We start from the raw sequence: 25,325 nt of genomic DNA on the forward strand, positions 1-25,325 counted from the left end.
TAATAATTCGATTAATAGTGGCATTTACCGCATTCTAAACCTCCCATTTGCGCTGCAGTCAATTTCTCTACACCGTATTTTTTAGAAAGTTCAGCATGAATTTTATCATAGTAGGCATTTCCTTCCATCTTAACATCAGTTTTTCTATGGCAATCAACACACCATCCCATTGTTAATTTAGAGTATTGCTTCATGATTTCAAATTCTTCCACAGGACCGTGACAAGTTTGACATTCGATACCTCCAACAGTAACGTGTTGAGAGTGGTTGAAGTAAACAAAATCAGGTAAGTTGTGAATACGAACCCATTTTACTGGCTGCGTTTTTCTGGTATAAGCTTGTTTCGCTTTATCCCAACCAACAGCATCATATAACTTTTGGATTTGAGCATCGTAGAATGCTTTGCTGTACTCAGGAGTAGCAGTAGTTTCAGCAACTTCAGAGATGTTTTTATGACAGTTCATACAAACATTTAAAGATGGAATACCAGCAGTTTTACTCACACGTGCAGCAGAGTGGCAATATTTACAATTGATTTCGTTATCACCAGCGTGAATTTTGTGAGAATAGTGAATTGGCTGAATTGGCTCATAGTTTTGATCCACACCCACCTGCATTAGATATCCGTAAACGAAATACCCACTTGCCAATAGCAAGAAAATTGCAGTTACTAATACCAAAAATTGGTTTCTGGCAAATGCTTTCCAGATTGGAGTTGAAGCTTCTTTAGGAGCAACTTCAATACCATTATTACGCGCTACTTTAGTTAATACTTTGTTCACCATGAACAACATAACCACCAAGATAGCCATTACAAGTGCAAGCGCACCTAAAATAATATTATTAGAAATACCTCCACCGCTTACATTTGTTCCAGGAGGAGTTGCAGCCCCACCAGCAGCAACCGCTGGCTCAGCTTTTACTTCAGAAGTATAAGCGATAATGTTATCAATATCTCCTGTTGATAATTGAGGAAAAGAAGTCATTACAGACTTGTTGTTTTCTTCAAAAAGTTTTACTGCTACAGGATCACCTGACTTAATCATGTCAGAACTGTTGTGAACCCATTTGTAGATCCAGGCTATGTCATGCTTTCCAGCAACTCCTCTTAAAGCAGGACCTGTTGATTTGGCATCTAATTTGTGACATGCAGCGCAATTTGCATTAAAAAGTTCTTTCCCTTTTACCGGATCACCACCAGCAGTTGCAGCCGGAGCAGCAGCTTCAGGCGCCGCAGGAGCAGCAGGATCTTGAGCAAATGAAGTTAGGGAGAAAAGCAGCGTTAGCGATAAGCTAAGCAGCAATTTTCTTGAGATCGAATTATGGTTACCCACCTTTTTCATATAGTATAATAATTATCTACTAATTTTTGGTATGATTTTTTCTGTAGTAAATCAACGAAAAACTAATACCTTCTTTTAAAACTTGCACAAAAATACGACTTATGTGTTATTCTCAAAACCTTAAAATAGTCTTAAATATCAATTTATATCAATTCTAAATAATATCAAATTTTCACATACTAATTTTAAATAGTATTTTTGCTCAAAAACCATCACATTATGAGAATTTTAACCCCTTCGAAAAGAGTTTTCTTCACCCTAACAATGTTCACTTTAGCTTATAATATTCATGCTCAGGATCAAAATTTAACACTAAATCAGGATCCTAAATTTGAGCAATTATTGAACGACAAACGCAAAATTAACACAGCAATAAGTACAAACGATACTTACAAAATCCAAATCTTCAGCGGCAAAAGCGAAGAAGCAAAGAAAACGTTATCGGATTTCAAAAGAGAATACAACACTATTGACGGAACCATAATCTTCAATACGCCCAACTACAAAGTAATTGTAGGGAATTTCAAGACCCGAATAGAAGCTGAAAAGAACCTGGCAGACATCAAAAAGAGATACAAAAGTGTATTTTTACTAAAGCCCGGGAAGTAATCTCCGACTCAAAGCAAAACGACACAAAAAAAAAGGCAATTTCAATCGAAATTGCCTTTTTTTATATCCCTTATCCAACTTCAAAAACATACATTTTACAAGTTAATTCCCGCTTAGCTTTCCTTGTTTTTCAAAAGCTGAAATACTTCCTCCTTAGCCAACACTAAATCGGTATTAAAAGCTGTATTGGCACGCAGACAATCCACCGTTGCCTTTCCCATTTCCCTGCCTTTTACGACGTCGCTATACCAGTGTGCGTTACAAACCACCCGGCTTTCACCAAAATCATGACCCCGTTCAAGAATCACCCCTTCTCTATCGGGAAAGATTTCACTAAAAACCAAAGCCCACGCCCAGCCTACCGCAGCATGTCCAGACGGAAAAGACCCCACTTTTCGCAAGATATCTTCCTTTTCAGGAGTGCAGGTTTTTTGTTTGTTCACTACAAAAGGCCGTTCGCGATTGTAAAAATTCTTTGCTGTATACGTCGACAACCCCGCATCTGTCATCACCCGACGCATAAGCGTATACAACTTAGGCGTAAGCAGCTCATCGATATCAATTCCTAAAACAACCTCAAACGATCTGACCGCATGCGGAAAAGACAAATTGGCATCACTAACCGCTTGCAAAAAACGAATCTGATCTTTAGATTTTGACACTCTTCTGGCGTGCTCCAAATCAAATTTGAAAGTATCAGAAGCTGGTTCAGGAGGCGGAGTCAACAGCAGCAAACTATTTGGCATTTCTTCATCAGAAAGATAACCGTGCAGCAAATCCGGCATCACCATTCTCATCTCTTCCACATTTGTAAACTTATGCATACCCCTCCCAGACTTGAATCTTTTACCCCAAAAACCGGTTATCATATGAAATAGTTTCAGTCTCATACAAAATATATAATCCATATAGATATATTCAACATCACAAAAATAAAAAATAATCTTACAAAGAAATCAATTCCCCCAAAACTGAACCCTCCTAAATATGCTGTCTTTCTGTTTCATTTTATGAACTAAAACACGATAACAACCAATCTCTAGAATTCCATCCCGAATCACTTTGCCCTAATCTGTAAATTCCGTTTGAGATTTGCCCCAATAAAAAAGTCCCAACTTTCGTTGAGACTTTAAATTCTAAATATCGAATTGCAAATCAAAAAAGGCTTCTTAATTAACCACTTTAATTCCATCCGCCATAAATCGTATTTCTTCTTTTGGCTTGGTGATCGCCTCTATTTCTGCTTTTGTTTTTTTGGCATCTTTAGCATAATGCTTCAACTCTTCAACAGAAGTAATTTTCTTCTCGGCAGTACCTTCCAGTACAATACTTTTTCCTTTTAATGCTGTTGGCACAAAAAAAGCATAGTCTTTCATTTTGACAAAAAACGGAGAACCATCTTCTGTTTTCACAGTAACCCAGCAGCCTTTTTTCGGACACACATCGGTTACCACTCCTTTTACCGAGATGTTTTGAGCTTTACTCGTCTTTTCCAATTCGCTTTTTAACTTTTCAACCGTGATCGCTTTAGTTTCCGAAGCTTTAGAAACATCGGCACCATAATAATCTCCCACTACGGCATTGCCTGCCGGCGGAGCAGCCTTTTCAACTGCTTCCTGAGCAAAAGATAGTGTAAAAAAAACTCAAAGAAAGAAGTACTGTGTATATAAATTGTTTCATAATCAAATATTTTTAATCAAAAATAATATTAAAATTGAAATAAACGAAATAATTATTTAAGTCAGAAATCACATCGGATGTTTCCACTTTTCTTTAAAATATGTTCACAAAAAAAAGTCCCAACTCTCGTTGGGACTTTAGTCTATAAGTATCGAATATTATTTCAATTTCTTTTTGATTGCTACTTCATGGTAAGCTTCAATAACATCTCTTTCTTCAATGTCATTGTATCCTTTAATCTGAATACCACAATCGTATCCTTTAGAAACTTCTTTCACATCATCTTTGAAACGTTTCAATGCTACAAGTTCACCTGTATGCACCACTACTCCGTCTCTGATCACTCTAATTTTAGAAGATCTCATGATTTTACCATCCATCACCATACAACCAGCGATTGAACCCACTTTAGAAATTTTGAAAATCTCACGAATTTCAGCAGTTCCTAAAATTTCTTCTTTCATCTCAGGAGCTAACATTCCTTCCATTGCATCTTTCAAGTCATCGATTGCAGCGTAGATAATAGAGTAGTAACGGATATCGATTTCTTCTTTATCAGCAAGCTGTCTCGCATTTCCTGCAGGACGAACGTTAAATCCGATAATGATCGCATCAGAAGCAGAAGCCAACATAACGTCGGTTTCAGTAATTGCTCCAACACCTTTATGAATGATATTAATTTGAATTTCTTCTGTAGACAATTTAGAGAACGAATCTGATAATGCTTCAACAGATCCATCAACGTCTCCTTTAAGGATTACGTTCAATTCTTTAAACTGACCAAGAGCAATACGACGTCCAATTTCATCCAGTGTAATATGACGTTGTGTACGTACAGATTGTTCACGCATTAATTGAGAACGTTTAGACGCAATTTGTTTTGCTTCTTTTTCGTCTTCAAAAACGTTAAACTTATCACCCGCAGTTGCAGCTCCGTCAAGACCTAAAACAGATACCGGAGTCGAAGGTCCAGCTTCTTTAACTATATGTCCACGTTCGTCATGCATAGCTTTAATTTTACCATGATGCTTACCTGCCAACATATAATCCCCTACTTTTAAAGTTCCATGTTGAACTAAAATGGTAGACACATATCCTTTTCCTTTATCTAAGAACGCCTCAACAACTGTTCCTTGAGCCGCTTTGTTTGGATTCGATTTTAAATCTAAGATTTCCGCTTCTAATAAAACTTTCTCTAATAATTCTTTTACACCTGTTCCAACTTTTGCAGAAATATCATGCGATTGAATTTTTCCACCCCAATCTTCAACAAGTAAGTTCATACTAGCCAAACGCTCTTTGATTTTCTCAACATTAGCATTTGGTTTATCAATTTTATTGATTGCAAATATAATTGGAACTCCCGCCGCTTGTGCGTGAGAAATTGCTTCTTTTGTTTGTGGCATGATATCATCATCCGCAGCAACAACAATAATAGCGATATCGGTAACTTGAGCTCCACGTGCACGCATCGCGGTAAACGCCTCGTGACCCGGTGTATCCAAGAATGCGATTTTCTGACCATTATCTAAAGTTACACCGTAAGCTCCAATGTGCTGTGTAATACCTCCCGACTCTCCGGCGATAACATTTTCTTTACGGATATAATCCAGTAAAGAGGTTTTACCGTGATCGACGTGACCCATTACAGTAACAATCGGTGCTCTAACCACTAAGTCTTCTTCTTTATCTTCCACTACCTCGATAGCTTCTTCGATATCAACTGTGATAAACTCTACTTCATAACCAAACTCGTCAGCTACAATAGTTAAAGTTTCAGCATCTAAACGCTGGTTCATGGTTACCATGATACCAAGTGACATACAAGTTCCAATTACTTTAGTAATCGGCACATCCATCATGATTGCAATTTCACCTACAGTAACAAATTCCGTAACTTTAATCGTTTTACTTCCTTCGTCAAGTGCTCTTTGCTCATCATCAGATTTCTGACGGTGCGTTTCTCTTTTATCTCTTCTGTATTTAGCCGCTTTAGATTTTCCTCCTTTACCCTGAAGTTTTTCAAGAGTTTCTCTAATTTGGTTTTTTACTTCCTCTTCAGTAGGCTCTACTTTTGCTACAATTGCAGGACGGTTTCCTTTTACGAAACCAGGTCTTGCACTTCTGTTCGCATTAAAACCTCCACCACCAGTATTTGGTGTAATTTTATTAGGATTTGGAGTTCCCGGTGCATTACCTGTTGCAGGTTTTGGTGCACCCGGAGTTCCCGGTTTAGGAGCGATTCTTTTACGCTTATTTTTGTTAGCGTTATTTCCGGCTCCCGGAGCTCCTGGTTTATTAGGAGTGATCTTTGGATCTTCTTTCTTCTTTTTAGGCTTGTTAAATTGAGACAAGTCAATAGTTTGCCCGGTAAGAGTAGTTCCAGATAATTTTTGATATTGTGTAGTAATGGTTTCCTCGGCAGTCGTAGGATCAGTTGAAACAACAGGTTCCTGCGCTACTTTTGGAGCCTCTACTTTTACTTCTTTTTTCTCTGTAATAATAGGTTTTTCTACCTTTTTCTCTTCAGAAACTACAGGAGCAACTACAGGCTCTGGCTGTACAATTTCTTTTTGAACAGGTTTTTCTGGCTGAGTTGGAGTAACAACTACTTTTGGTTCTTCAGCTTTCACTGGTTCCTCAACAGGAGTAGAAACAACTGCAGGTTTCTTCGGATTTAAATCAATTTTACCTACTTGAACAGGTCCTGTTACAACGGCTCTCGCTTTTATAACTTCCTGTTGTTTTTGGCGCTCCTCGTCTTGTCTGCGTTTGTCCTCAATTTCTTTCTCACGTTCAACACGTAATGCTTCTTTCTCTTTTCTTTTCTCTTCTCCTACCTCTTTAGAAGCTTCCTTATTCCCCTTATCGCCCGCAAATTGGCTTTGTAGGATATTAAATTCGCTATCAGAAATTTTCGCATTTGGATTTGCATCAATAGCAATTCCCTTATCTTTTAGATAATCAACAGCTCTTTCTAACGAAATATTTAATTCCCTTAAAACCTTGTTTATTCTTATTACTCTCTCTTCAGACATATAACCTTTTTATTATTACCTTTTTCGTTGTGTTGTTAGAGCAGATAACTAGCTATCAAACTCTTCTTTTAGTATTTTCATAACATCAAGAATCGTTTCCTCTTCTAAATCTGTTCTTCTTACTAAATCTTCTACTTCTTGCTTTAAGATACTTCTAGCTGTATCTAAACCAATTTTTGCAAATTCTTCGATAACCCAGCCTTCAATTTCATCTGAAAACTCAGTTAATTCAACGTCATCGTCTTCGCCACTAGCAACATCACCTTCTCTGATAACATCTAACTCGTAACCCGTTAACTGACCTGCTAATTTTATATTATGACCTCCTCTACCAATTGCTTTAGAAACTTCTTCTAACTTCAAGAAAACTTCAGCTCTTTTATTTTCTTCGTCAATTTTGATAGACGAAACTTTAGCAGGACTCAAGGCTCTTGTAATAAACAATTGAATATTGTTTGTATAGTTAATTACATCAATGTTTTCGTTTCCTAACTCACGAACGATTCCGTGAATACGAGATCCTTTCATACCCACACAAGCTCCAACCGGATCAATTCTGTCATCGTAAGAATCTACCGCTACTTTTGCTTTTTCACCCGGGATACGCACTACATTTTTCACTGTAATTAAACCGTCGAATACTTCAGGAATTTCCTGCTCAAACAATTTCTCCAAAAACTTCTCAGAAGTTCTTGACATGATAATTTGAGGTTTGTTTCCTTTCAATTCAACGCTTTCAATAATTCCACGAACGTTATCTCCTTTACGGAAAAAGTCAGATGGAATTTGTTTTTCTTTTGGAAGCACAATCTCATTTCCTTCATCATCGACCAAAATTACAACTCTTGGACGTACGTGGTGTACTTCGGCAGTATAAATATCACCGATAATATCTTTAAATTGCTTATAAAGATTTGTATTATCGTGTTCGTGAATTTTAGATATTAAGTTTTGACGCAAAGCCAAAATAGCTCTTCTTCCTAAATCAATCAATTTTACCTCTTCAGAAACCTCTTCACCGATTTCAAAATCAGCTTCAATCATTCTTGCTTCAGTTAAAGTAATCTCTTCGTTTTCAAAATCCAGATCCTCATCAGCAACAATTACTCTTCTTCTCCAGATCTCCATATCTCCTTTATCAGGATTTATAATGATGTCGAAGTTATCATCAGAACCGTATTTTTTCTTCAATGCATTTCTAAACACGTCCTCTAAAATTGCCATAAGCGTTACACGATCAATAAGTTTATTATCTTTAAACTCTGAGAATGAATCGATTAATGCTAAATTTTCCATGCGAATTCTTTAATTAAAATGTTACTGTAACAATTGCCTCTTTAATTTCTGTATAAGGTATTTGTTGCTCTTTTTGAACTGTTTCTTTTCCTTTTCCTACTTTTTTCGGTTCTCTTGCTTTCCAAGACAAAATTATAAAAACATCGTTAGCTTCCACCAATTCTGCTTCAATTTTTTCAGTATTTGTAGTAACAATCAACGTTCTACCAATATTTTTGATGTATTGTCTTGTCATTTTCAAAGGTGACCCTACTCCAACAGAGGCTACTTCAAGCGAAAAATCCTGCTCTTCACGATCCAGATTATTCTCGATTGCACGACTTACATCAATACAATCCTGCAGCGCCACTCCATTATCACCATCTAAACCAACACTAACCTTAAAAGAGTCTGACACAGCCAGATCAATCAAAAAGATCGATGGCTTTTCCAGAAGTGCTTCTGTAATTAATCCGTTTACTTTTTCTTTAAATGTCATAATTTTATAAAAAGAGGGGACACTTAGTCCCCTCATTATTTAGATTTTAATAAATAACGGTGCAAATATAGTGTTTTTTTTATAAATCAAAATAAATAGATTGCCCTAAAAATATTTCTTATCTTTATAAATACATAAAAATAATCGATTTTTAACTATTCAAGCCCTAAAACACCATGAAACGAATCCTAGTTCCTACCGACTTCTCCGAACATGCGGAAGACGCTTTAAAAGTCGCTTCTCAGATTGCAAAGAAAAACAATTCTGAGATTATCATTTTACACATGCTCGAATTACCAAGCCAAATGAACGACGCAGTTCTGGGTGGCACAAGCATCCCAGAAACCATGCTTTTTATGAAAAAAGCCAACGAAATGCTCGATCAGATTTCCTCAAAACCTTATCTGGACGGGATTCCGGTTACCGAAATTGTAAAAATAGACAAACCGATTCACGGCATCACTCAGGTAAGCAAAGAATACGATATTGATTTAATTATAATGGGATCACACGGATCATCCGGCATCGAAGAACTCTTACTTGGCTCCAATACCGAAAAAGTAGTTCGAAATTCCGAAATCCCAGTCCTCGTAATCAAAAAAAACATCACCAATTTTAGCGCTTCCGATATTGTTTTTGCTTCAGATTTCTCAGAGGAAGCCAAAAAACCTTTTGAAAAATTCCTGAAATTAACCAAAATTTTCGATTCAAAAATACACTTAGTCACCATCTGCACCCCCAACAGCTTCAAACCCACTCACGAAGTTCAGCAAACCATAGATGCTTTTGTCTCCAAATTTGATCTCAACAATTACACGGCTCAAATCTACAACGACACCAACATCGAAAAAGGAATCATCAATTTCGCCAACAGCATTAATGCCGACATCATCGGAATGTGCACACACGGAAGAACAGGTTTTGCACACTTTTTCAACGGAAGCATTAGCGAAGGATTAGTCAATCACGCGATCAGACCAGTTCTTACTTTCAAAATCTAAAAGAGTCCAGCTGTCAATTTTTCCAACCTGACACCTTCAGAAAAACTAAAGCATAAAAAAAAGCCTCTCGAATGAGAGGCTTTTATGTTGGTCTACTAGGACTCGAACCTAGAAAGACTGCACCAAAAACAGTTGTGTTACCATTACACCATAGACCAGCAGTGCGATTAAGCGAGTGCAAAATTAAAACTTTTTTTAGTTTACGCAAACTTTTTTTAACAAAAAATCAATATTTAAGAATTAGCGAATCGTACCAGTACTCCTTTTCCCGCTCCCTAGCTTTTCTTTTCACCTCAAAAACTCACACAAACCTCACAAATTCAACCTCTTGACCAAAGCAGTAAGAAACCCTGTTTTATTCTTACCTCTCTTGCTTATTTTTTTTCCTAAACCCCAACTTTTGCCCACATCTTAAAACGATCCGAAACATTAGGGCATAAAAAAAGCCTCTCGAATGAGAGGCTTTACGTTGGTCTACTAGGACTCGAACCTAGAAAGACTGCACCAAAAACAGTTGTGTTACCATTACACCATAGACCAGTAAAAGCGGTTAAGCGAGTGCAAATTTAAAGCTTTTTTTAGTTCGCACAAGCTTTTTGAAGAAAAAAAATCATTTTTTGCTGTTTTTTTTTCTTCAAAATCCGTAACGTTTGCACAAGTATTTCACAAACAACACCTTACTTCAGCCAAATACTTTTACAGATTTTTTTGTTAATGCTCGTTTCTTTAAACAAAAAAACATTTTCTTTGTACGATAGAAAAATTACAAAATTTTAACACCTAAATATGGCACAATTCAATTTCAATAAATGGAATACTATTGTTGGTTGGTTTGCATTTGCAATCGCTTTAATTACCTATACCTTAACCGTTGAACCTACTATGAGTTTTTGGGATTGCGGAGAGTATATCGCCACCGCAGCTAAACTGGAAGTAGGCCACCCACCCGGAGCTCCTTTATTTCAAATGATGGGTGCTTTTTTCGCTATGTTTGCGACAGATGCACAACATGTAGCCTTAATGGTTAATATGATGTCGGTTTTCTCAAGTGCCTTTACCATCCTGTTTATGTTCTGGTCTTCTTCTATGATTTTGAAAAAAATTGTGGGACGTTTTGCCGAAATCGACCAAAACAATTCAATTGTTATTTTAGGAAGTTCATTTGTTGGAGCCCTTGCCTATACTTTCTCTGACAGCTTCTGGTTTAATGCCGTTGAAGCCGAAGTTTATGCCATGGCCTCCTTATTAATTGCCTTGCTTTTCTGGCTTGGTTTACGTTGGGAGCAGGATATGGACGAGCCAAAAGGAAACAAATGGCTGTTAATCATTTCTCTTGTTATCGGTCTTTCGTTTGGAGTTCACTTTATGGCTTTATTAACCATTCCTTCCATCGGATTCCTTTATTACTTTAAACATTACGAAAAAGTTACGATCAAAAACTTCCTTATTGCCAACGTTGTGGTAATCGGTGTTTTGCTTTTTATCTTCAAATTGCTTTTACCATTAACTATGGCAGCCTTTGCAGATACTGAGGTTTTCATGGTAAATAGCTTTGGACTGCCTTTTAACTCAGGAACTATTTTTGTAACACTGATCCTAATCGCTTTCTTCTATTTTGGATTAAAATTCACCAAACAAAAAGGATTGATTTTTTACAATACCGTTATTCTTTGTGTTCTATTTATTTTAATCGGATTCTCTACCTGGATCATGCTTCCTGTTCGTGCGAATGCCAACACTGTAATTAACGAAAATAAACCTTCTGATGCTGCCGAAGTACTTGCTTATTACAATCGTGAGCAGTACGGTGTAAATCCGTTGTTTTATGGCCCTCAGTACACCGAAGTTTTTGCAGGTCTTGATGCTAAAAATCCGTATTCAGATAAAGCTCCTAACTACGAAAGAGATTATAAAACCGGTAAATACATCATTACCAATAATTATAAAAACGCTCAACAAAATTCGGACGACAATCAAAAAACGATTCTGCCTAGAATGTGGAGTACCGAAACAGGACACATTCAAAACTATATCAATTTCACTAACCCTCCTCAATTCAAAATTAACCCAAATTATGACTATGAGCAGGATTTAGGGAAATACGGAATCGATGCCAGTCAGTTAAGCGAAGACGAATACAACAAAGCTACTGCACAATTGCGTAATGAAGTCGAAAAAACAGTTTCAGAATTCAGAAAAGCCTATGCTCAAAAACAAATTGACAACGAAGGTTATGTGAAATTCTTAAGAAGCTATGGTGACTACTTAATCATCGAGAAGCCAACTGCTGTAGACAATTTCAGCTTCATGTTCGAATACCAATTCGGGTATATGTACTGGAGATATCTGATGTGGAATTTCGTTGGACGTCAGAGTGACAATCAAGGGAAATACGACAATATTGACGGAAACTGGATTAGCGGAATCAAAGCTCTTGATTCTTTACACCTTGGCTCTCAGGACAACTTACCTGCTGATGTAACCAACAACAAAGGAAGAAACGTTTATTACTTCCTGCCGTTTATTTTGGGACTTATCGGATTAATGTACCATGCCAATAAAGACTTAAAAAGCTTCTATGTTCTTTTAGCTTTATTCTTATTTACCGGAATTGCTTTAAAAATATACTTAAACGAAAGACCTTTTGAGCCTCGCGAAAGAGATTATGCCTTAGTAGGCTCTTTTTATGTGTTTGCCATCTGGATTGGATTTGGCGTTTATTCGCTCTACGAAAGCATCCAGAAATATGTTGCCCCTAAAATTGCCGGCCCGGTTATTATTGCCGCAAGTTTACTGGCCGCACCTATTTTAATGGCTTCTCAAAACTGGGACGATCACGACCGTTCAGGAAGATACACGGCTGTTGCAATGGCAAAAGCTTATTTGAACTCCTGCGACAAAAATGCAATTTTATTTACCATTGGAGACAACGATACCTTCCCGCTTTGGTATGCCCAGGAAATTGAGCACATCAGAACGGATGTTAAAATCGTAAACACCAGCCTGTTTATGACCGACTGGTATATAGATCAAATGAAAGCAAAAGCATACGAGTCTGATCCGTTGCCAATCTCTTTTACACACGATCAGTATGTGGGTGACAAATTGGATTATGTAGCCCATATCCCAAAAATTGATACCCGTTGGAACATCAAGGACTTTATTGATTTTATTAAAAATCCGAAATCAACTGTAGGTTTACAAAACGGACAAACAATCCATTTTTACCCTACGAACAAAATCAGAGTTCCTATTGACAAAAATGTCATTATCAAAAATAAAGTCGTTAATCCAAAATACAACGATTCTATCGTTTCTTATATGGATATTGACATCAAAGGAAGCGCATTATACAAAAATCGCTTGATGATGTTGGACATCCTGGCTAATAACAATTGGAAAAGACCTATTTATTTTAGTGGAGGTGCTTTTGACGATGAAGATTATTTATGGTTAAAAGACTATTTGCAGCTGGATGGAATGGTTTACAAATTAGTTCCTATTAAAAATGTACCTTCAAAAGACGGAGGACCAATGGATATGGGACAAATGGATGCTGACAAAACTTACGATATTGTAATGAAATGGGACTGGGGTAACAGCAATGGTAACATTTATCATGACCCTGAAACCAGAAGAAACAGCATCACCTACCGTACTAATTTATCCCGTTTAATGAATCAGCTTATTGTTGAAGGCAAAACCGATAAAGCGAAAAAAGTGATCGAACTGGCCATGACAAAAATGCCTGTAGACAAATTTGGCTATTACTCTTTAGTAGAGCCTTTCGCAGGAGGATATTACAAAGTAGGAGACACTGCCAAAGCACATGATTTGCTTAACCAGTTGGTTCAGAAATACAAAGAAGAACTAAACTATTATGCCACTCTGACTCCTGGTGATCAAACCGACTTAGCAATTGATATCATTACAGACATCGAGCGCTACAGAAGCTTATTACAAGTGATGAAAGAGAACAAGGATCTTGCTTTCTACGAAAAACATAAAGTAACTTTTAATACTTATGTAAATGTTTTCGAACGCTTTGGAAGAGAAAAAGAATAAGATACGAAAAACATAGTAATTAAAAAAATGCAGCGCAGCTTGATTAGTAGCGCTGCATTTTTTAATTTTACATATCTGTAAATCACTACATCATGAGCTTTTACTGGGTAAAAACAAATTCATTCATCAAAAGGGTATTTTCTAAGTACTGTTGGGACATTCCGAACAACGAAAAGAAAATATACCTCACCTTTGACGATGGCCCAACTCCGGAGATTACAGACTGGGTTTTATCTGAATTAAAGAAGTTTGACGCAAAAGCTACTTTTTTCTGTATTGGAAAAAACATAAAGGCCAACCTGTCTTTGTTTGAAAAATTAATCACAGAAGGACATTCCATTGGCAACCATACCATGAACCACGTTAACGGCTGGAAAAGCCACACCGATGACTATATTCAAAATGTGCAACATTGCGCTGCCGTTCTGAAAGAGGAAAAAACGTGTAATCTTATCTTTCGCCCGCCTTACGGGAAAATCAAAAAAGCACAATCTAAAATCCTGAGAAAATTAGGGTACAAAATCATCATGTGGGACGTTTTAAGCGCCGATTTCGATCAGAGTATTACTCCTGAGAAATGTCTTGAAAACGTAACTAAGAATGTAAAATCAGGAAGTGTGATTGTGTTCCATGACAGTATTAAAGCATCGCCAAATTTAAAATTTGCCCTGCCAAAAACGTTACATTTTTTAAAAGAGAATGGGTATACATTTGATATTATTCACTAAATAATATCCTTAAGAAGTTCGTTATTCTATAAACTAAATTGTTCCTGGACAATTCCTATAATCGTATTTGCATCAAGTTCTCCGGATTGTCTCCAGATCATTTGCCCTTCTTTATAAATCATTAAAGTAGGAAGTCCCTTAATACGTAGTGCTTCTGCTAATTCCTGATTTTTATCCACATCAATTTTGATCACCTTGGCTTTATCGCCAAGTGCAGCCGCAACATCCTTAATTACAGGATGCATTGATACAGATGATTCGTTCCAATCGGTGTAAAAATCAATCAACACTGGAACTTGAGCATTTATAAGTTCTCCAAATTTTGACATAAAACCAAAAATTTAATTCTTTTTTAATCTTTTAAAAAGAGATAATTATATACAAATGTAGCATTTTTAACGAATTAAGCCACATTGTTCCCTTTTTTTAGTTCAATCACGGTTATTTCGGGCATAATCCCTACACGCCCCGGATAAGCGTGAAAACCAAATCCACGATTCACATAAACGTATCGGCCTGCATTTTCATACAGCCCTGCCCACTGCTTATAGATATACTGCGCAAGGCTCCATTTAAAATAACCCGGAATTTCTATCCCAAATTGCATGCCATGTGTATGTCCTGACAGTGTTAAATGAAACTTTTTCGGATGATTTTTAATTTCGTATTCCCAGTGCGTTGGATCATGGCTCATCACCACTTTAAAATCGTCCTGAGTGACATTCTCAGAGGCTTTGTTTAAATCTCCTGCCTTTTTAAAATTCTCTCCCCAATTTTCCACCCCAATCAGCGCAATTTTGTCATCGCCTTTTTGAATGTATCGGTGTTCGTTTAACAAAAGGTCGAATCCAATCTGACCGTAAAGATTCTTAATTTCTTTGAAGTTCTCGTCTTTTTCTTTTTCAGAAGGCCAGGTTACATATTCGCCATAATCATGGTTTCCTAAAACAGAGAATTTCCCATATTTATAATTCTTTATTCTTTTAAAAGTTTCCAGCCAGGGATGCATTTCTTTAGCGTGTGTATTGACAATGTCTCCGGTAAACAAAATTAAATCGGATTCCTGAGCATTGATCAGGTCAATGGCATAATTGATTTTATCCGGATTGTCAAAACTTCCGCTATGAACGTCGGAGATCTGAGTAATTTTAAACCCGTCAAAAGCATCCGGAAGATCCGGAAAAAAGATGGTTTGTTTGATTACTTTAAAGTTATATTTTCCTTCAAAAATTCCATAAATCAAAGACAGAAAAGGAACTGTTGCCAATCCCAAACCAATCTGACTGATGAATTTTCGTCTTGACGGAATAGCCTCTGAACCGCTTGAATTGTAGACAAAATAATTTACAATTCCTGCTCCCAATCTAAAAATGTCTTCGCCAAACATGATTAGTGTCAGTACAATTTTTGGCACATAAACCAACAGCATCAAACCGGTCGTAAACATAAACTGTCTCGTTTGTCCAACGGAGCGGTCAACCTGTGAAAAAGAATACATGATAAAAATTAAAAGCAGTAAACTTATAATTTGATACCCTACCAACACCCATCTTAATTTGATCAAAGTGCGAAAGGCCTGATACGCATAGAACTCAATAAATAGAAGAAGAGCGCAAAGAATTAGAAACTTAAGGATCATTATTTATAGTTTTAAGCAAAGTAACAAAGAATGAAAATTGTATGGCTTTTTATTATCAAAAATTTAACGCTGCTAATAACAAAAAGCTGACAGATTTCTCTATCAGCTTTTTTTTTCTACCAAATTTTTTAAAACCTTTTATAATCCACAACAGGTCTACCACAGTAAACTATGTTGTTTTATTTTTGAGCTTTTGCTGCTTCGGGTTTAGCTGCTGCTTCTTTTTTCGCTTTTTTATCCGCTTTTTTGTCTTTTTTAGGCGCTTTTGCTTCTTTTACAGGGGCTGATTTTGCTGGGGTTGTTTGCGCGCTTACCATTGCAGTTGTTCCTAAAACAGCTACTGCTAACATTACTAATTTTCTCATGATTTTAGTTTTTATGATTATTAATATCTTCATTTATTATACCTCAAAGATAGAATCGGAAAATGAAGATTAAATGAAGATTGAGGGCTTCTGAAAAAATTAACTTTTAATTGTGTTTTCCCGTTTCCGGAAACAACAAGGTAAAAGTGGTTCCTTCATTTACTACAGAAGTCACCTTAATTTCGATATGATGAAAAGACGCGATACTCTCGGCAATAGCGAGCCCCAAGCCCTGACCGTCCTGATCTGAACTGATTCTGGCAAACCTGTTGAAGATCTGTTCAATTTGAGAATCATTCATTCCAACACCGGAATCTGTTATCGAAATAAAATAGTTAGGCTGGTTGAAACCGTCCGTTATCGTAATACTGCCCTGTGGTTTATTGTATTTTATAGCATTGGTAACCAAGTTGTAAATGAGAATATGAATTAGCGTTTTATTTCCTGTAAAGACATAATGATGCTGCATCTTATTCAGAAACTGAATTTCTCTGTCCTCAATTCGGTCCTGCAGGTCCTCATGCAGATCATCCACAATCTCATGAAAATTGATATGCTCGATGGCTTCATACTGATTGTTCTCTATTCTGGAAATGAGTAATAAATTGTTGATGATTTTTTTGAGCATGTCCAATGTTTTCAGAGCCCCTGCAATTTTATCAAATGCATTATCATCCAGAGATTCGTTTTGCAATAGGTTCTCAAACTTGCTTTTAAGCAGTGCAATGGGCGTTAGAAGCTCGTGCGAAACATTTGAAATGAACTGTTTCTCTTTTTTAAAAAGTTCCGCAATACGATCCATCATCTGATTCAAAACAAAATCAAGCTCTCTAAAATCCCGCGATCTGGCTTTTATTGGCGTATGATCAAAGGCTTCAGGCTCATTGACCCGCCTTATTTTAGTATCAATAATTTTATAAAAAGGCTTGAGTAAATATTCGATGTAAAAAGTATCCGCCAAAAAAGTAATCAGCAATATAACGACAAAAACAATTATGATAAAAAAGCGGATAATAAAAGTAAGGTCTTTTACTTCCCCCAGACTGCTTCCAATTTCGAGCTGATAATCCTGGTTCCCATAAGTAAAATGGTACTGCAAAATCCGGTATTCATTCTCTTCTCCTTCGATAATCCTGTAGTCATTACTAAAAACAGGCTTTTTCTGATCGGGTTTTACCGAAGACTTTGAGAGTACCAGAAACTCACTGTGAAGGGTTGAAAACTGCGAGTAGGTTTCGGTCGAATCACCTGAATTCTCCATAAAATCATCAATCTCATTCTGATTCAAATGTTCGATAAACTTCTGCTTCTTTTCGAGCAGGCCGTTATTAATATGTCTGTACACCACATTTTCGACCAATATAGGCAGCATCAGCCATAAAATTAAAATAACCAACAGTCTTGTCAGCGCATTAAAAATAGCCAGTTGATGTTTTATTTTCACAGTCGTTACTCTTTATTCGTTTATACGATACCCCACGTTTCTGACCGTTTCAAACCAGTCAATTTCGGTATGTTTGTCCAGTTTTTTTCGAAGGTTCCGAACATGGACATCAATAAAATTCGAATCGGAATTGACCTCGAGAATGTCTCCCCAAATATGTTCTGTCAATTGCAATCGGGTAATGACCCTGTTTTTATTGAGAACCAAATATTGAAAAATATCAAACTCCTTTTTGGTGAGATTGATAGGCGTTTCATTATAACTTACTTTGTAATCCTGAAGCTGTAATAAAAAACCATGGATGCTTAAATTATTCAAAGTAAAACCATGCATCCTGCGAATGACGGCAAACAATCGCGCACTAAGTTCTGTGAGCGCAAACGGTTTTGTCAGATAATCATCGGCACCCAAATGTAAACCGTTTATTCTGTCATCGAGTTCACCACGGGCCGTAAGTACAATAACAGCCATTTTCGATTTGGTTTTCCGAACGGTTTTCAGCACTTCAAATCCGTCTCCGTCAGGCAAACCAAGATCCAGCAGCATAGCATCGTAATCGTTGCTGTTTACTTCTTCTAAAGCGTCACCGCAATTGTGAACAATTTTACAAACGTAACCTGCATTACACAGAAAATCATAAACTTCTACTGCAAGTTCTTTAGTATCTTCAACAATTAAAATATTCATAATACAGCTTTTAAGCGCAACTAAATTTAAGCAATTATAAAAAGCATCGCTGCGCATTATTAAAAAATTTAACGAATAAAAAAAGCCAGTAAATTTCTTTACCAGCTCTCTTCAACCTCATTCTCCATAATCATTACTTCTGTTTTGCCTCGTTTACAATTTTCCGTAAGCAAAACGAAAACAATTTCTACTACTTCATTTTAGTTGTTTCTGCTTTTGGAGCTTCGCTTTTTTCCGCTTTCATTTTTTTATCGGCTCTGTTTTTGTGGTGCTTAGTTGCTTTTACTTCTTTCACAGGAGTTGGCTTTGCCGGAGCTGTTTGCGCGCTAACCATTACACTTGTTCCCAAAACTGCCACGAGTAACATCATTAGATTTTTCATAACTTTTTGTTTTAAATTGTTCTTTTGTTTTACACTTTTATTGTCTTATTTTTTGTCTTTTGGAGCTTCTGCTTTTGGCGCTGCAGTTTTTACTGCTTTCGCTTTTTTATCTGTTTTATGTTTAGGGTGTTTGGTCGCTTTTACTTCTTTAGCCGGAGCCGGTTTAATACCTTTAGCTGGAAATGCACTTACCATAACACTTGTTCCTAAAACTGCCACTAGTAACATCAATAAATTTCTCATGATTTCTAAAATTTTATATTAATACCGTTTATTTTACAGATCAAATTTACCCCTGCAATATGAAGACAAAATGAAGAAATCATGCCCTATTAAAATTTTAACTTTAATTTATAAAAAAAGCGACCGGAATATCCTGTCGCTTTATCGCATGTATATTTTATTCTATCTTTTAAAAGCCCAATCCTAAAGTCATCGAAGTAACTGCCGGAGAAAAATCAACTGTTTTTGTTGCTGTACCGGTGGTTAAATTAATCTTATAAACCGACTGTACACCACTAACTGTTAATACTGCAAAGGCCTCATTACTGGCACCTCCTATATCAAATCCGTTCATTCCTGTGGCTGTCACTCCAAGATTGCCTACTAATACTAAAGTTCCGTTATTTGGCGGATTTTGAAGGTAGAGACTATTCGTCCCTGAATCAATAACAAACAACTGTGTCGCTGATGCCTGTGCAAAATTATTGGTATAAGCAGCAGCCGTAACGGATGGTGTCCCCGGATTAAGACTGAGATCTGTAGCAGCAACAACCCCTGTATCCGGATGCAGTCGGAGGTTTTGTCCTGTATTGCTTACCACACGTATTCTGTCAACCGTTGGATTAAAATCAAAACCAAAATTCTGTCCGGACAATGTTGGAGACAATCCAGTACCAACAGCGGTCACCTGTCCGTTTGAAGAATTAATCGTTAACAGTCTGCTTTGATTGGTTAGGGCATAAAGTGCTCCGTTTGCAGGCCTGAAGTCCAAACCCACCACCTGCTCACTCGAATTCATCCCTATCAGAGCAACTGAATTTGAAGTTCCTGTAACCGGATTAAATCGGTACAAAATGTTTGTTTCGGATGTTGCGAAAGCGATAGGTTTTGTTTTAAAAGCTACTTCAACAATCTGCTGTGTAAAAACCCCGACCCAGGTTGCTTCTCCATTCGTTAAATTAATCGTATATAATCTTGATTCGCTATTTTTATTGTTTACTGCTATTCCTAAATTCGAATCCGGCTGTATATCAAAACCTCCAACTCCTGAAAAATCAACTTTTAAGCTCCCTACTTCCTGAAGAGTTCCATCATTTGGGGGATTTTGCAGGTACAATTTATCCGTAGCATAATCTATATCAAAAAGCTGTGTGGTCGTACTTCCTGAAAGACTATTGGTATAAGCAATCGCTCCTACTTGAGCATTCGCTACCCCGTTAATATTTCCGTCGGTTGCAGCTACAGTTCCGAGTTCGGGATGCAATCTCAGATTTTTTCCGTTATTAGACACCAGACGTACCCTGTCAACCGTGGGGTTAAAATCTATAGAAGACGATGTTCCTTCAATTGCCGGAGAGAAAGATGCCGTTCCTAAAGCTGTTGCTAATCCCGAACTTTCATTTATGGTATATAATCTGCTGGTAGAGCCCAATCCATACAATTGGCCTGTAGCTGGTCTGTAGTCAATACTAATAATACTCTCGCCTGATTGTAACCCTGTTATAGAATAAGAACGAACAGGAGTTTTTAAATCTTTGGCATTAAAATAAAAAACTTTATTATCATTACTTAATGCGGTGAAGTCTACCGGAGGGGCAGTACTAGGCATTGGTTCTGGTTCGGGCTGTGGAATTGGAGTTCTGTCGTCATCATTAGAACATGCACCTAAAAATGACATTAATCCCATCAAAAAAAGTGATCGCGGTGTAAATAAATTTTCTCTCATAACACATTGTTTTTTACTTACTTACGACAAAACCTTCCTTCTGGTTTAGTTCTATTTTAAACTTCACAGAAAAAAAATTAAATCCTTCCTACTATAATCAGGAAAAACAAATAACAAATTAATTTGTGTCCTAATATTATATCGATATTTGTAACTTTGAAAATTGAATTGATAAACTGAACATATGTCGTCACAAAAACGCCTTTTTTTACTTGATGCTTACGCTTTAATATTTCGCGGCTACTACGCCTTCATAAAAAACCCAAGGATCAACTCCAAAGGAATGGATACCTCTGCAATCATGGGATTCATGAATTCGCTTTTGGATGTGATCAAACGTGAAAAACCGGATCATCTGGCTGTAGCTTTTGATAAAGGCGGAAGTGATTTACGAAACGAATTATTCCCTGAATACAAGGCCAATCGCGATGTGACGCCTGAAGCCATCAAAATTGCCGTTCCTTATATATGCGAATTGTTGAAAGCCATGCACATTCCAATTATTGAAGTGTCGGGTTTTGAAGCCGACGATTTAATTGGAACGATCGCCAAACAAGCCGAGAAAGAAAATTATAAAGTTTTTATGGTAACTCCGGATAAGGATTTTGCCCAATTGGTTTCAGAAAATATCTTCATGTACAAACCGGCCCGTATGGGAAATGGAATTGAAATTTGGGGAGTTCCTGAAGTTTTGGCAAAATTTGAAATCGAGCGCCCGGAACAGGTCATCGACTTTCTTGGAATGATGGGTGATGCTGCCGATAATATTCCAGGACTTCCGGGAGTGGGTGAAGTAACCGCCAAAAAACTTCTGAAAGAATTTGGAACGATGGAAAACCTATTAGCCAATACTGATAAGCTAAAAGGAAAAATGAAAGAGAATATCGAGGCAAATAAAGAAAAAGGATTGTTGTCTAAAAAACTGGCAACCATTTTATTGGACTGTCCGGTAACATTTAACGAAGACGATTACGAATTAGTTCGTCCTGATATTGAAAAAACCGATGCTATTTTTCAGGAACTTGAATTCAGACGAATGGCAGAGCAATTTGACAATTTGTTTAAAACAGGCAACGGGAATGAATCAGCAGCTTCAGCTCCGATTTCTGATGCCAAATTATACAAAAAACCACAGCCTAAAAACGAAGATCAGTTTGATCTTTTTGGAGGCGGTTCTACTGAAGAAAATACAGAAACAGCCCGAACTTCTTTTTACAATACACTCGAAAATACGCCTCACTCCTATCAGGCGATTCAGGGAGATCTTGGTATAAAACTGCTTTTACAAAACCTGCAAAACCAGACTTCTGTTTGTTTTGACACCGAAACTACAGGTTTAGATGCTTTGCATGCCGAGTTGGTAGGTATTGCTTTCTCTTACGAAAAAGGAAAAGCATTTTACGTTCCGTTTCCGGAAAACCAGGAAGAAGCTCAGACTTTAATTGAAAAATTCAGACCTTTCTTTGAGAATGAAAACATCGAAAAAATAGGTCAGAACTTAAAATACGATTTAAAAATCCTTTCCAATTACGACATTACTGTAAAAGGAAAACTTTTTGATACCATGATTGCGCACTATCTGATCAATCCGGACATGCGTCACAATATGGATGTTTTATCAGAAACCTATTTGAAATATGCCCCTAAACCAATTGAAGAACTGATTGGTAAAAAAGGAAAAAATCAAATCACAATGCGCGATGTAGCACTTGAAGACATCAAGGAATATGCTGCCGAAGATGCTGATATTACGTTGCAGTTAAAAGAAATTTTTACGACAGAATTAGACAAAACCGAGACTAAAAAACTGTTTGACGAAATCGAGATTCCGTTAGTAAGCGTTTTAGCAGCTATGGAAACCGAAGGAATTCGTCTGGATGTTGAGTTTTTAAACGCAATGTCTAAAGAAATGGATGTAGAGATCAAGTCTTTAGAACAGCAGATATACGAAACTGCCGGAGAAAAATTCAACTTAGCTTCTCCGAAACAGTTGGGTGATATTTTATTTGATAAACTTAAAATTGGCGGAGCGAAGCAAAAGAAAACCAAAACCGGACAATACGCAACCGGCGAGGAAGTTTTGACTTATTTGGCCAACGACAACCCTATTGTAAAACAAATTCTGGACTGGCGTCAGATGGTGAAATTACAAAGTACTTACATACTGGCTTTACCGGAACAAGTAGACAAAAAAACATTACGCGTTCATACCGATTATATGCAAACCGTTGCAGCAACAGGACGTTTGAGTTCTAACAATCCGAACTTACAAAACATCCCGATTCGTACCGAAAGAGGACGTCAGATTCGTAAAGCTTTTGTCGCCCGCGATGAAAACCATACTTTAATCTCTGCCGATTACTCGCAAATAGAATTAAGAATTATTGCCGCTTTAAGTGGTGAAGAAAATATGATTGCGGCTTTTAAAAACGGAGAAGACATTCACAAAGCAACCGCTGCTAAAGTTTTTGATGTGCCTCTGGATGAAGTTTCCCGCGAACAAAGAAGCAACGCCAAAACCGTTAACTTCGGGATTATCTATGGAGTTTCTGCTTTCGGACTGAGCAATCAGACTTCGTTATCACGCAGCGAGAGTGCCGCTTTGATCGAGGCATATTACAAAACCTACCCGAGACTGAAATCTTATATTTCTGAACAAATTGAATTTGCGCGTGAAAAAGGATATGTACAAACCATTTTGGGGCGTCGTCGTTATTTAAAAGACATCAACTCGGCAAATGCTGTGGTCAGAAGTGCTGCCGAACGAAATGCCGTAAATGCACCTATTCAGGGAAGCGCTGCCGATGTGATTAAAATCGCGATGATCAACATTCATAAAAAACTAAAAGAAGAAAACTGGAAATCTAAAATGCTGCTTCAGGTACATGATGAGCTTGTGTTCGATGTTCACAACGACGAACTCGAGAAGATTCAGCCTATGATCAAACACGAAATGGAAAACGCCTTTACTATGGCAGTTCCTTTAGAAGTTGAACTTGGAATGGGTAAAGACTGGCTGGCTGCACACTAATAATTTTAGATTTCAGAGTGTTGATTTTAGATTTTATGTCAGATCCATATGAAAGACAATTTTAAGCCGCCTATTAAAACCCGAACAACAAAAGAATTACTGGCGATAGCAGGAGCTCCAAAAAAATGGAATCCTCAGGCATACAAATTGGCAATTGACGAACTCTACAACCGAAAAATCAATTTTAAATTAATAGATCAGGCTAAATATATAGAAAAGAAAAAGGAAAATCTTGAGGCATTAAAAATTTCCAAAGAAAGCTATAGCATCTTTGACTTTATATTTAATTTAGGAGAAACGCTTGTAGAAATTATATTCGCCTGGGATTTAGAAAAAGAGGGGTATTTGCGTAAAGCAGAACAACAAAAGAAATTCAGAATAGTATTATTTTTTCTAACGGTATTTATTCTTTTACTTTTATTTTAAACATAAAAAAACCATCAGTTTTAGCTGATGGTTTTTCTTTATTATTTAGATTTTCTGGTTGATTCTCGTTCTTTCAACTTTGTTTTGATGACGATCGTTTCATAATCGGAGGTCTCTTCTTCCGACTCCTCTAAACGTTTGATTAACTGTCGGGCAGCAACCTCACCAATTTCAATTCCGTGCTGACTTACTGTCGTTAAACTTGGCGACAAACGTCTCGATGCCAGAATTCCATCAGCAAAACCGATTATCGAAATATCTTCCGGAACCTTATATCCTTTTTTCAAGCTTACACGTAAAGCAGCCACCGAATCATTTTCATCCAAAGCAAAAATAGCATCTACTTTATGTTCAAAAATGGCGTCAATTTTAGCTTTCATATCCTCTTCCGAGTCGGTACGAAGAATGATATTCTCGTTTACTGGAATATTATTGTCTTTCAACGCTTTTAAGTAACCATCGGCTCTTAATTTTCCAACACTCAAATTGTCTACCGAAGAAATCAGTGCAATGTTTTTACAGCCTAAATCAATTAAATGCTGTGTTGAGTTTAAGGCCGAATCGAAATCGTCTACGACCACTTTATCACATTCTACCCCATCAGCTATTCTGTCAAACATCACGATAGGAGTTCCATCAGCAATGATCGCCGAAAAGTGAGCATAGTCTTCTAATTTTTGCGCTTCTTCTGATACTGATAAGATAAACCCGTCAATCGTTCCGTTGCTTAACATTTCAAGCGTATGCACTTCTTTCTCCAAAGATTCATTCGAAATACAAGTGATTACATTATATCCTTTTTTATCTGCTACTTTTTCGATACCACTAAAAACCTTTGCAAAAAAGGAATTTAATATATTAGGTATAATTACTCCTATTGTTTTGGTTTTACGATTCTTCAGATTCAAACCAATAACATTAGGCTTATAATTTTTGAGTTTGGCATACTCCTTAATCTTCACCTTTGTTTGCTCACTAATCTCCGGGCTATCATTCAGTGCCTTAGAAACAGTCGATACAGAAACACCCAGTTCCTTCGCAATTTGTTTTAGAGTTGCTTTAGCTTTCATTTAAAAATAAATTTTATGTAATTAATACAAATATAGTAGAATTACCTAAAATAAAACAAAAAACACGTGGTCCTATTTAAAATTTCAGCGTGTTT

General features: G+C 36.9%; 21 protein-coding genes and 2 tRNA genes. 6 read left to right on the top strand and 17 right to left on the bottom strand.

What is annotated here, in order from left to right; translation table 11 throughout:
• Positions 1-11: 11 nt before the first annotated feature.
• Complete coding sequence (locus tag ACN1CN_RS19940) at positions 12-1,343, bottom strand: cytochrome c3 family protein (protein WP_419137101.1); 1,332 nt, start codon at positions 1,341-1,343, stop codon at positions 12-14.
• Positions 1,344-1,562: 219 nt separating this feature from the next.
• Between ACN1CN_RS19940 and ACN1CN_RS19945 the strand changes: the two genes are divergently transcribed.
• A complete protein-coding gene (locus ACN1CN_RS19945; protein ID WP_173964117.1) occupies positions 1,563-1,952 on the top strand; it encodes an SPOR domain-containing protein in 390 nt (129 codons plus the stop codon).
• A gap of 113 nt (positions 1,953-2,065) precedes the next feature.
• Here ACN1CN_RS19945 and ACN1CN_RS19950 read toward each other — a convergent pair whose 3' ends face one another.
• The 5 genes from ACN1CN_RS19950 to rimP all read right to left on the bottom strand — a co-directional run bounded on the left by ACN1CN_RS19950 (position 2,066) and on the right by rimP (position 8,444).
• Entirely contained in the window at positions 2,066-2,776 is a 711-nt protein-coding gene (locus ACN1CN_RS19950) for an acid phosphatase (protein ID WP_419137103.1), read from the bottom strand.
• A 345-nt stretch (positions 2,777-3,121) separates the two neighbouring features.
• A complete protein-coding gene (locus tag ACN1CN_RS19955; protein ID WP_419137105.1) occupies positions 3,122-3,526 on the bottom strand; it encodes a DUF4920 domain-containing protein in 405 nt (134 codons plus the stop codon).
• A 264-nt stretch (positions 3,527-3,790) separates the two neighbouring features.
• Complete coding sequence (infB, locus tag ACN1CN_RS19960; protein ID WP_264526316.1) at positions 3,791-6,670, bottom strand: translation initiation factor IF-2; 2,880 nt, start codon at positions 6,668-6,670, stop codon at positions 3,791-3,793.
• Between the two features lie 48 nt (positions 6,671-6,718).
• Positions 6,719-7,966 carry a transcription termination factor NusA gene (gene nusA / locus ACN1CN_RS19965; RefSeq protein ID WP_099710734.1) on the bottom strand — a complete coding sequence of 416 codons (1,248 nt, stop codon included), beginning with the start codon at positions 7,964-7,966 and terminating at the stop codon, positions 6,719-6,721.
• 13 nt (positions 7,967-7,979) lie between these two features.
• Positions 7,980-8,444, bottom strand: coding sequence for a ribosome assembly cofactor RimP (rimP, locus tag ACN1CN_RS19970; RefSeq protein WP_264526315.1), 465 nt, complete (start codon positions 8,442-8,444; stop codon positions 7,980-7,982).
• Positions 8,445-8,620: 176 nt separating this feature from the next.
• Between rimP and ACN1CN_RS19975 the strand changes: the two genes are divergently transcribed.
• Complete coding sequence (locus ACN1CN_RS19975) at positions 8,621-9,445, top strand: universal stress protein (protein ID WP_419137108.1); 825 nt, start codon at positions 8,621-8,623, stop codon at positions 9,443-9,445.
• 87 nt (positions 9,446-9,532) lie between these two features.
• Here ACN1CN_RS19975 and ACN1CN_RS19980 read toward each other — a convergent pair.
• Positions 9,533-9,603, bottom strand: a tRNA-Gln gene (locus ACN1CN_RS19980).
• A 311-nt stretch (positions 9,604-9,914) separates the two neighbouring features.
• Positions 9,915-9,985 (bottom strand) — tRNA-Gln (locus tag ACN1CN_RS19985).
• Positions 9,986-10,231: 246 nt separating this feature from the next.
• On the opposite strand from ACN1CN_RS19985, the gene ACN1CN_RS19990 reads away from it, so the two are divergent.
• Both ACN1CN_RS19990 and ACN1CN_RS19995 read left to right on the top strand, forming a co-directional pair.
• Positions 10,232-13,510 carry a protein O-mannosyl-transferase family gene (locus ACN1CN_RS19990; protein WP_419137109.1) on the top strand — a complete coding sequence of 1,093 codons (3,279 nt, stop codon included), beginning with the start codon at positions 10,232-10,234 and terminating at the stop codon, positions 13,508-13,510.
• A 92-nt stretch (positions 13,511-13,602) separates the two neighbouring features.
• Positions 13,603-14,238: a polysaccharide deacetylase family protein gene (locus tag ACN1CN_RS19995; RefSeq protein ID WP_264526313.1), complete on the top strand. Its 636-nt coding sequence runs from the start codon at positions 13,603-13,605 to the stop codon at positions 14,236-14,238.
• Positions 14,239-14,264: 26 nt separating this feature from the next.
• On the opposite strand, the gene ACN1CN_RS20000 is transcribed toward ACN1CN_RS19995, so the two are convergent.
• From ACN1CN_RS20000 to ACN1CN_RS20035, 8 genes are all read right to left on the bottom strand, one after another.
• Complete coding sequence (locus ACN1CN_RS20000; RefSeq protein WP_007803883.1) at positions 14,265-14,567, bottom strand: thioredoxin family protein; 303 nt, start codon at positions 14,565-14,567, stop codon at positions 14,265-14,267.
• Between the two features lie 74 nt (positions 14,568-14,641).
• Positions 14,642-15,877 (bottom strand): metallophosphoesterase, encoded by a 1,236-nt coding sequence (locus tag ACN1CN_RS20005; protein WP_419137112.1) that lies wholly within the window; start codon positions 15,875-15,877, stop codon positions 14,642-14,644.
• Positions 15,878-16,056: 179 nt separating this feature from the next.
• The gene (locus ACN1CN_RS20010) at positions 16,057-16,242 is read right to left on the bottom strand and encodes a hypothetical protein (protein WP_173964126.1); all 186 of its coding nucleotides are present in this window, start codon (positions 16,240-16,242) and stop codon (positions 16,057-16,059) included.
• Positions 16,243-16,348: 106 nt separating this feature from the next.
• Positions 16,349-17,686: a sensor histidine kinase gene (locus tag ACN1CN_RS20015; protein ID WP_419137114.1), complete on the bottom strand. Its 1,338-nt coding sequence runs from the start codon at positions 17,684-17,686 to the stop codon at positions 16,349-16,351.
• 12 nt (positions 17,687-17,698) lie between these two features.
• Positions 17,699-18,373 carry a response regulator transcription factor gene (locus tag ACN1CN_RS20020; RefSeq protein WP_264526310.1) on the bottom strand — a complete coding sequence of 225 codons (675 nt, stop codon included), beginning with the start codon at positions 18,371-18,373 and terminating at the stop codon, positions 17,699-17,701.
• Positions 18,374-18,563: 190 nt separating this feature from the next.
• The gene (locus ACN1CN_RS20025) at positions 18,564-18,755 is read right to left on the bottom strand and encodes a hypothetical protein (RefSeq protein WP_419137116.1); all 192 of its coding nucleotides are present in this window, start codon (positions 18,753-18,755) and stop codon (positions 18,564-18,566) included.
• Positions 18,756-18,800: 45 nt separating this feature from the next.
• Positions 18,801-18,998, bottom strand: coding sequence for a hypothetical protein (locus ACN1CN_RS20030; protein WP_419137118.1), 198 nt, complete (start codon positions 18,996-18,998; stop codon positions 18,801-18,803).
• Positions 18,999-19,167: 169 nt separating this feature from the next.
• Complete coding sequence (locus tag ACN1CN_RS20035) at positions 19,168-20,703, bottom strand: DUF4394 domain-containing protein (protein ID WP_419137120.1); 1,536 nt, start codon at positions 20,701-20,703, stop codon at positions 19,168-19,170.
• A 184-nt stretch (positions 20,704-20,887) separates the two neighbouring features.
• On the opposite strand from ACN1CN_RS20035, the gene polA reads away from it, so the two are divergent.
• On the top strand, positions 20,888-23,734 hold the full coding sequence (gene polA, locus ACN1CN_RS20040; protein WP_419137122.1) for a DNA polymerase I: 2,847 nt from the start codon (positions 20,888-20,890) through the stop codon (positions 23,732-23,734).
• Positions 23,735-23,782: 48 nt separating this feature from the next.
• The gene (locus ACN1CN_RS20045; protein ID WP_419137124.1) at positions 23,783-24,160 is read left to right on the top strand and encodes a hypothetical protein; all 378 of its coding nucleotides are present in this window, start codon (positions 23,783-23,785) and stop codon (positions 24,158-24,160) included.
• A 41-nt stretch (positions 24,161-24,201) separates the two neighbouring features.
• On the opposite strand, the gene ACN1CN_RS20050 is transcribed toward ACN1CN_RS20045, so the two are convergent.
• Entirely contained in the window at positions 24,202-25,230 is a 1,029-nt protein-coding gene (locus ACN1CN_RS20050; protein WP_264526304.1) for a LacI family DNA-binding transcriptional regulator, read from the bottom strand.
• Between the last annotated feature and the right edge of the window lie 95 nt (positions 25,231-25,325).

The sequence above is a fragment of the Flavobacterium sp. T12S277 genome (assembly GCF_048514875.1).
Classification (GTDB): domain Bacteria; phylum Bacteroidota; class Bacteroidia; order Flavobacteriales; family Flavobacteriaceae; genus Flavobacterium.

Excerpts from the sequence above, each read along its gene's own strand:
- ACN1CN_RS20030 (WP_419137118.1), bottom strand. The coding sequence starts at position 18,998 with ATGAGAAATTTATTGATGTTACTAGTGGCAGTTTTAGGAACAAGTGTT.
- rimP (WP_264526315.1), bottom strand. The coding sequence starts at position 8,444 with ATGACATTTAAAGAAAAAGTAAACGGATTAATTACAGAAGCACTTCTG.
- ACN1CN_RS20010 (WP_173964126.1), bottom strand. The coding sequence starts at position 16,242 with ATGAGAAAATTAGTAATGTTAGCAGTAGCTGTTTTAGGAACAACTGCA.
- ACN1CN_RS20035 (WP_419137120.1), bottom strand. The coding sequence starts at position 20,703 with ATGAGAGAAAATTTATTTACACCGCGATCACTTTTTTTGATGGGATTA.
- ACN1CN_RS19990 (WP_419137109.1), top strand. The coding sequence starts at position 10,232 with ATGGCACAATTCAATTTCAATAAATGGAATACTATTGTTGGTTGGTTT.
- ACN1CN_RS19975 (WP_419137108.1), top strand. The coding sequence starts at position 8,621 with ATGAAACGAATCCTAGTTCCTACCGACTTCTCCGAACATGCGGAAGAC.
- ACN1CN_RS19950 (WP_419137103.1), bottom strand. The coding sequence starts at position 2,776 with ATGCATAAGTTTACAAATGTGGAAGAGATGAGAATGGTGATGCCGGAT.
- ACN1CN_RS19945 (WP_173964117.1), top strand. The coding sequence starts at position 1,563 with ATGAGAATTTTAACCCCTTCGAAAAGAGTTTTCTTCACCCTAACAATG.
- ACN1CN_RS20005 (WP_419137112.1), bottom strand. The coding sequence starts at position 15,877 with ATGATCCTTAAGTTTCTAATTCTTTGCGCTCTTCTTCTATTTATTGAG.
- ACN1CN_RS20045 (WP_419137124.1), top strand. The coding sequence starts at position 23,783 with ATGAAAGACAATTTTAAGCCGCCTATTAAAACCCGAACAACAAAAGAA.
- polA (WP_419137122.1), top strand. The coding sequence starts at position 20,888 with ATGTCGTCACAAAAACGCCTTTTTTTACTTGATGCTTACGCTTTAATA.
- ACN1CN_RS20050 (WP_264526304.1), bottom strand. The coding sequence starts at position 25,230 with ATGAAAGCTAAAGCAACTCTAAAACAAATTGCGAAGGAACTGGGTGTT.
- infB (WP_264526316.1), bottom strand. The coding sequence starts at position 6,670 with ATGTCTGAAGAGAGAGTAATAAGAATAAACAAGGTTTTAAGGGAATTA.
- ACN1CN_RS20020 (WP_264526310.1), bottom strand. The coding sequence starts at position 18,373 with ATGAATATTTTAATTGTTGAAGATACTAAAGAACTTGCAGTAGAAGTT.
- ACN1CN_RS20025 (WP_419137116.1), bottom strand. The coding sequence starts at position 18,755 with ATGAAAAATCTAATGATGTTACTCGTGGCAGTTTTGGGAACAAGTGTA.
- nusA (WP_099710734.1), bottom strand. The coding sequence starts at position 7,966 with ATGGAAAATTTAGCATTAATCGATTCATTCTCAGAGTTTAAAGATAAT.
- ACN1CN_RS19995 (WP_264526313.1), top strand. The coding sequence starts at position 13,603 with ATGAGCTTTTACTGGGTAAAAACAAATTCATTCATCAAAAGGGTATTT.
- ACN1CN_RS19940 (WP_419137101.1), bottom strand. The coding sequence starts at position 1,343 with ATGAAAAAGGTGGGTAACCATAATTCGATCTCAAGAAAATTGCTGCTT.
- ACN1CN_RS20000 (WP_007803883.1), bottom strand. The coding sequence starts at position 14,567 with ATGTCAAAATTTGGAGAACTTATAAATGCTCAAGTTCCAGTGTTGATT.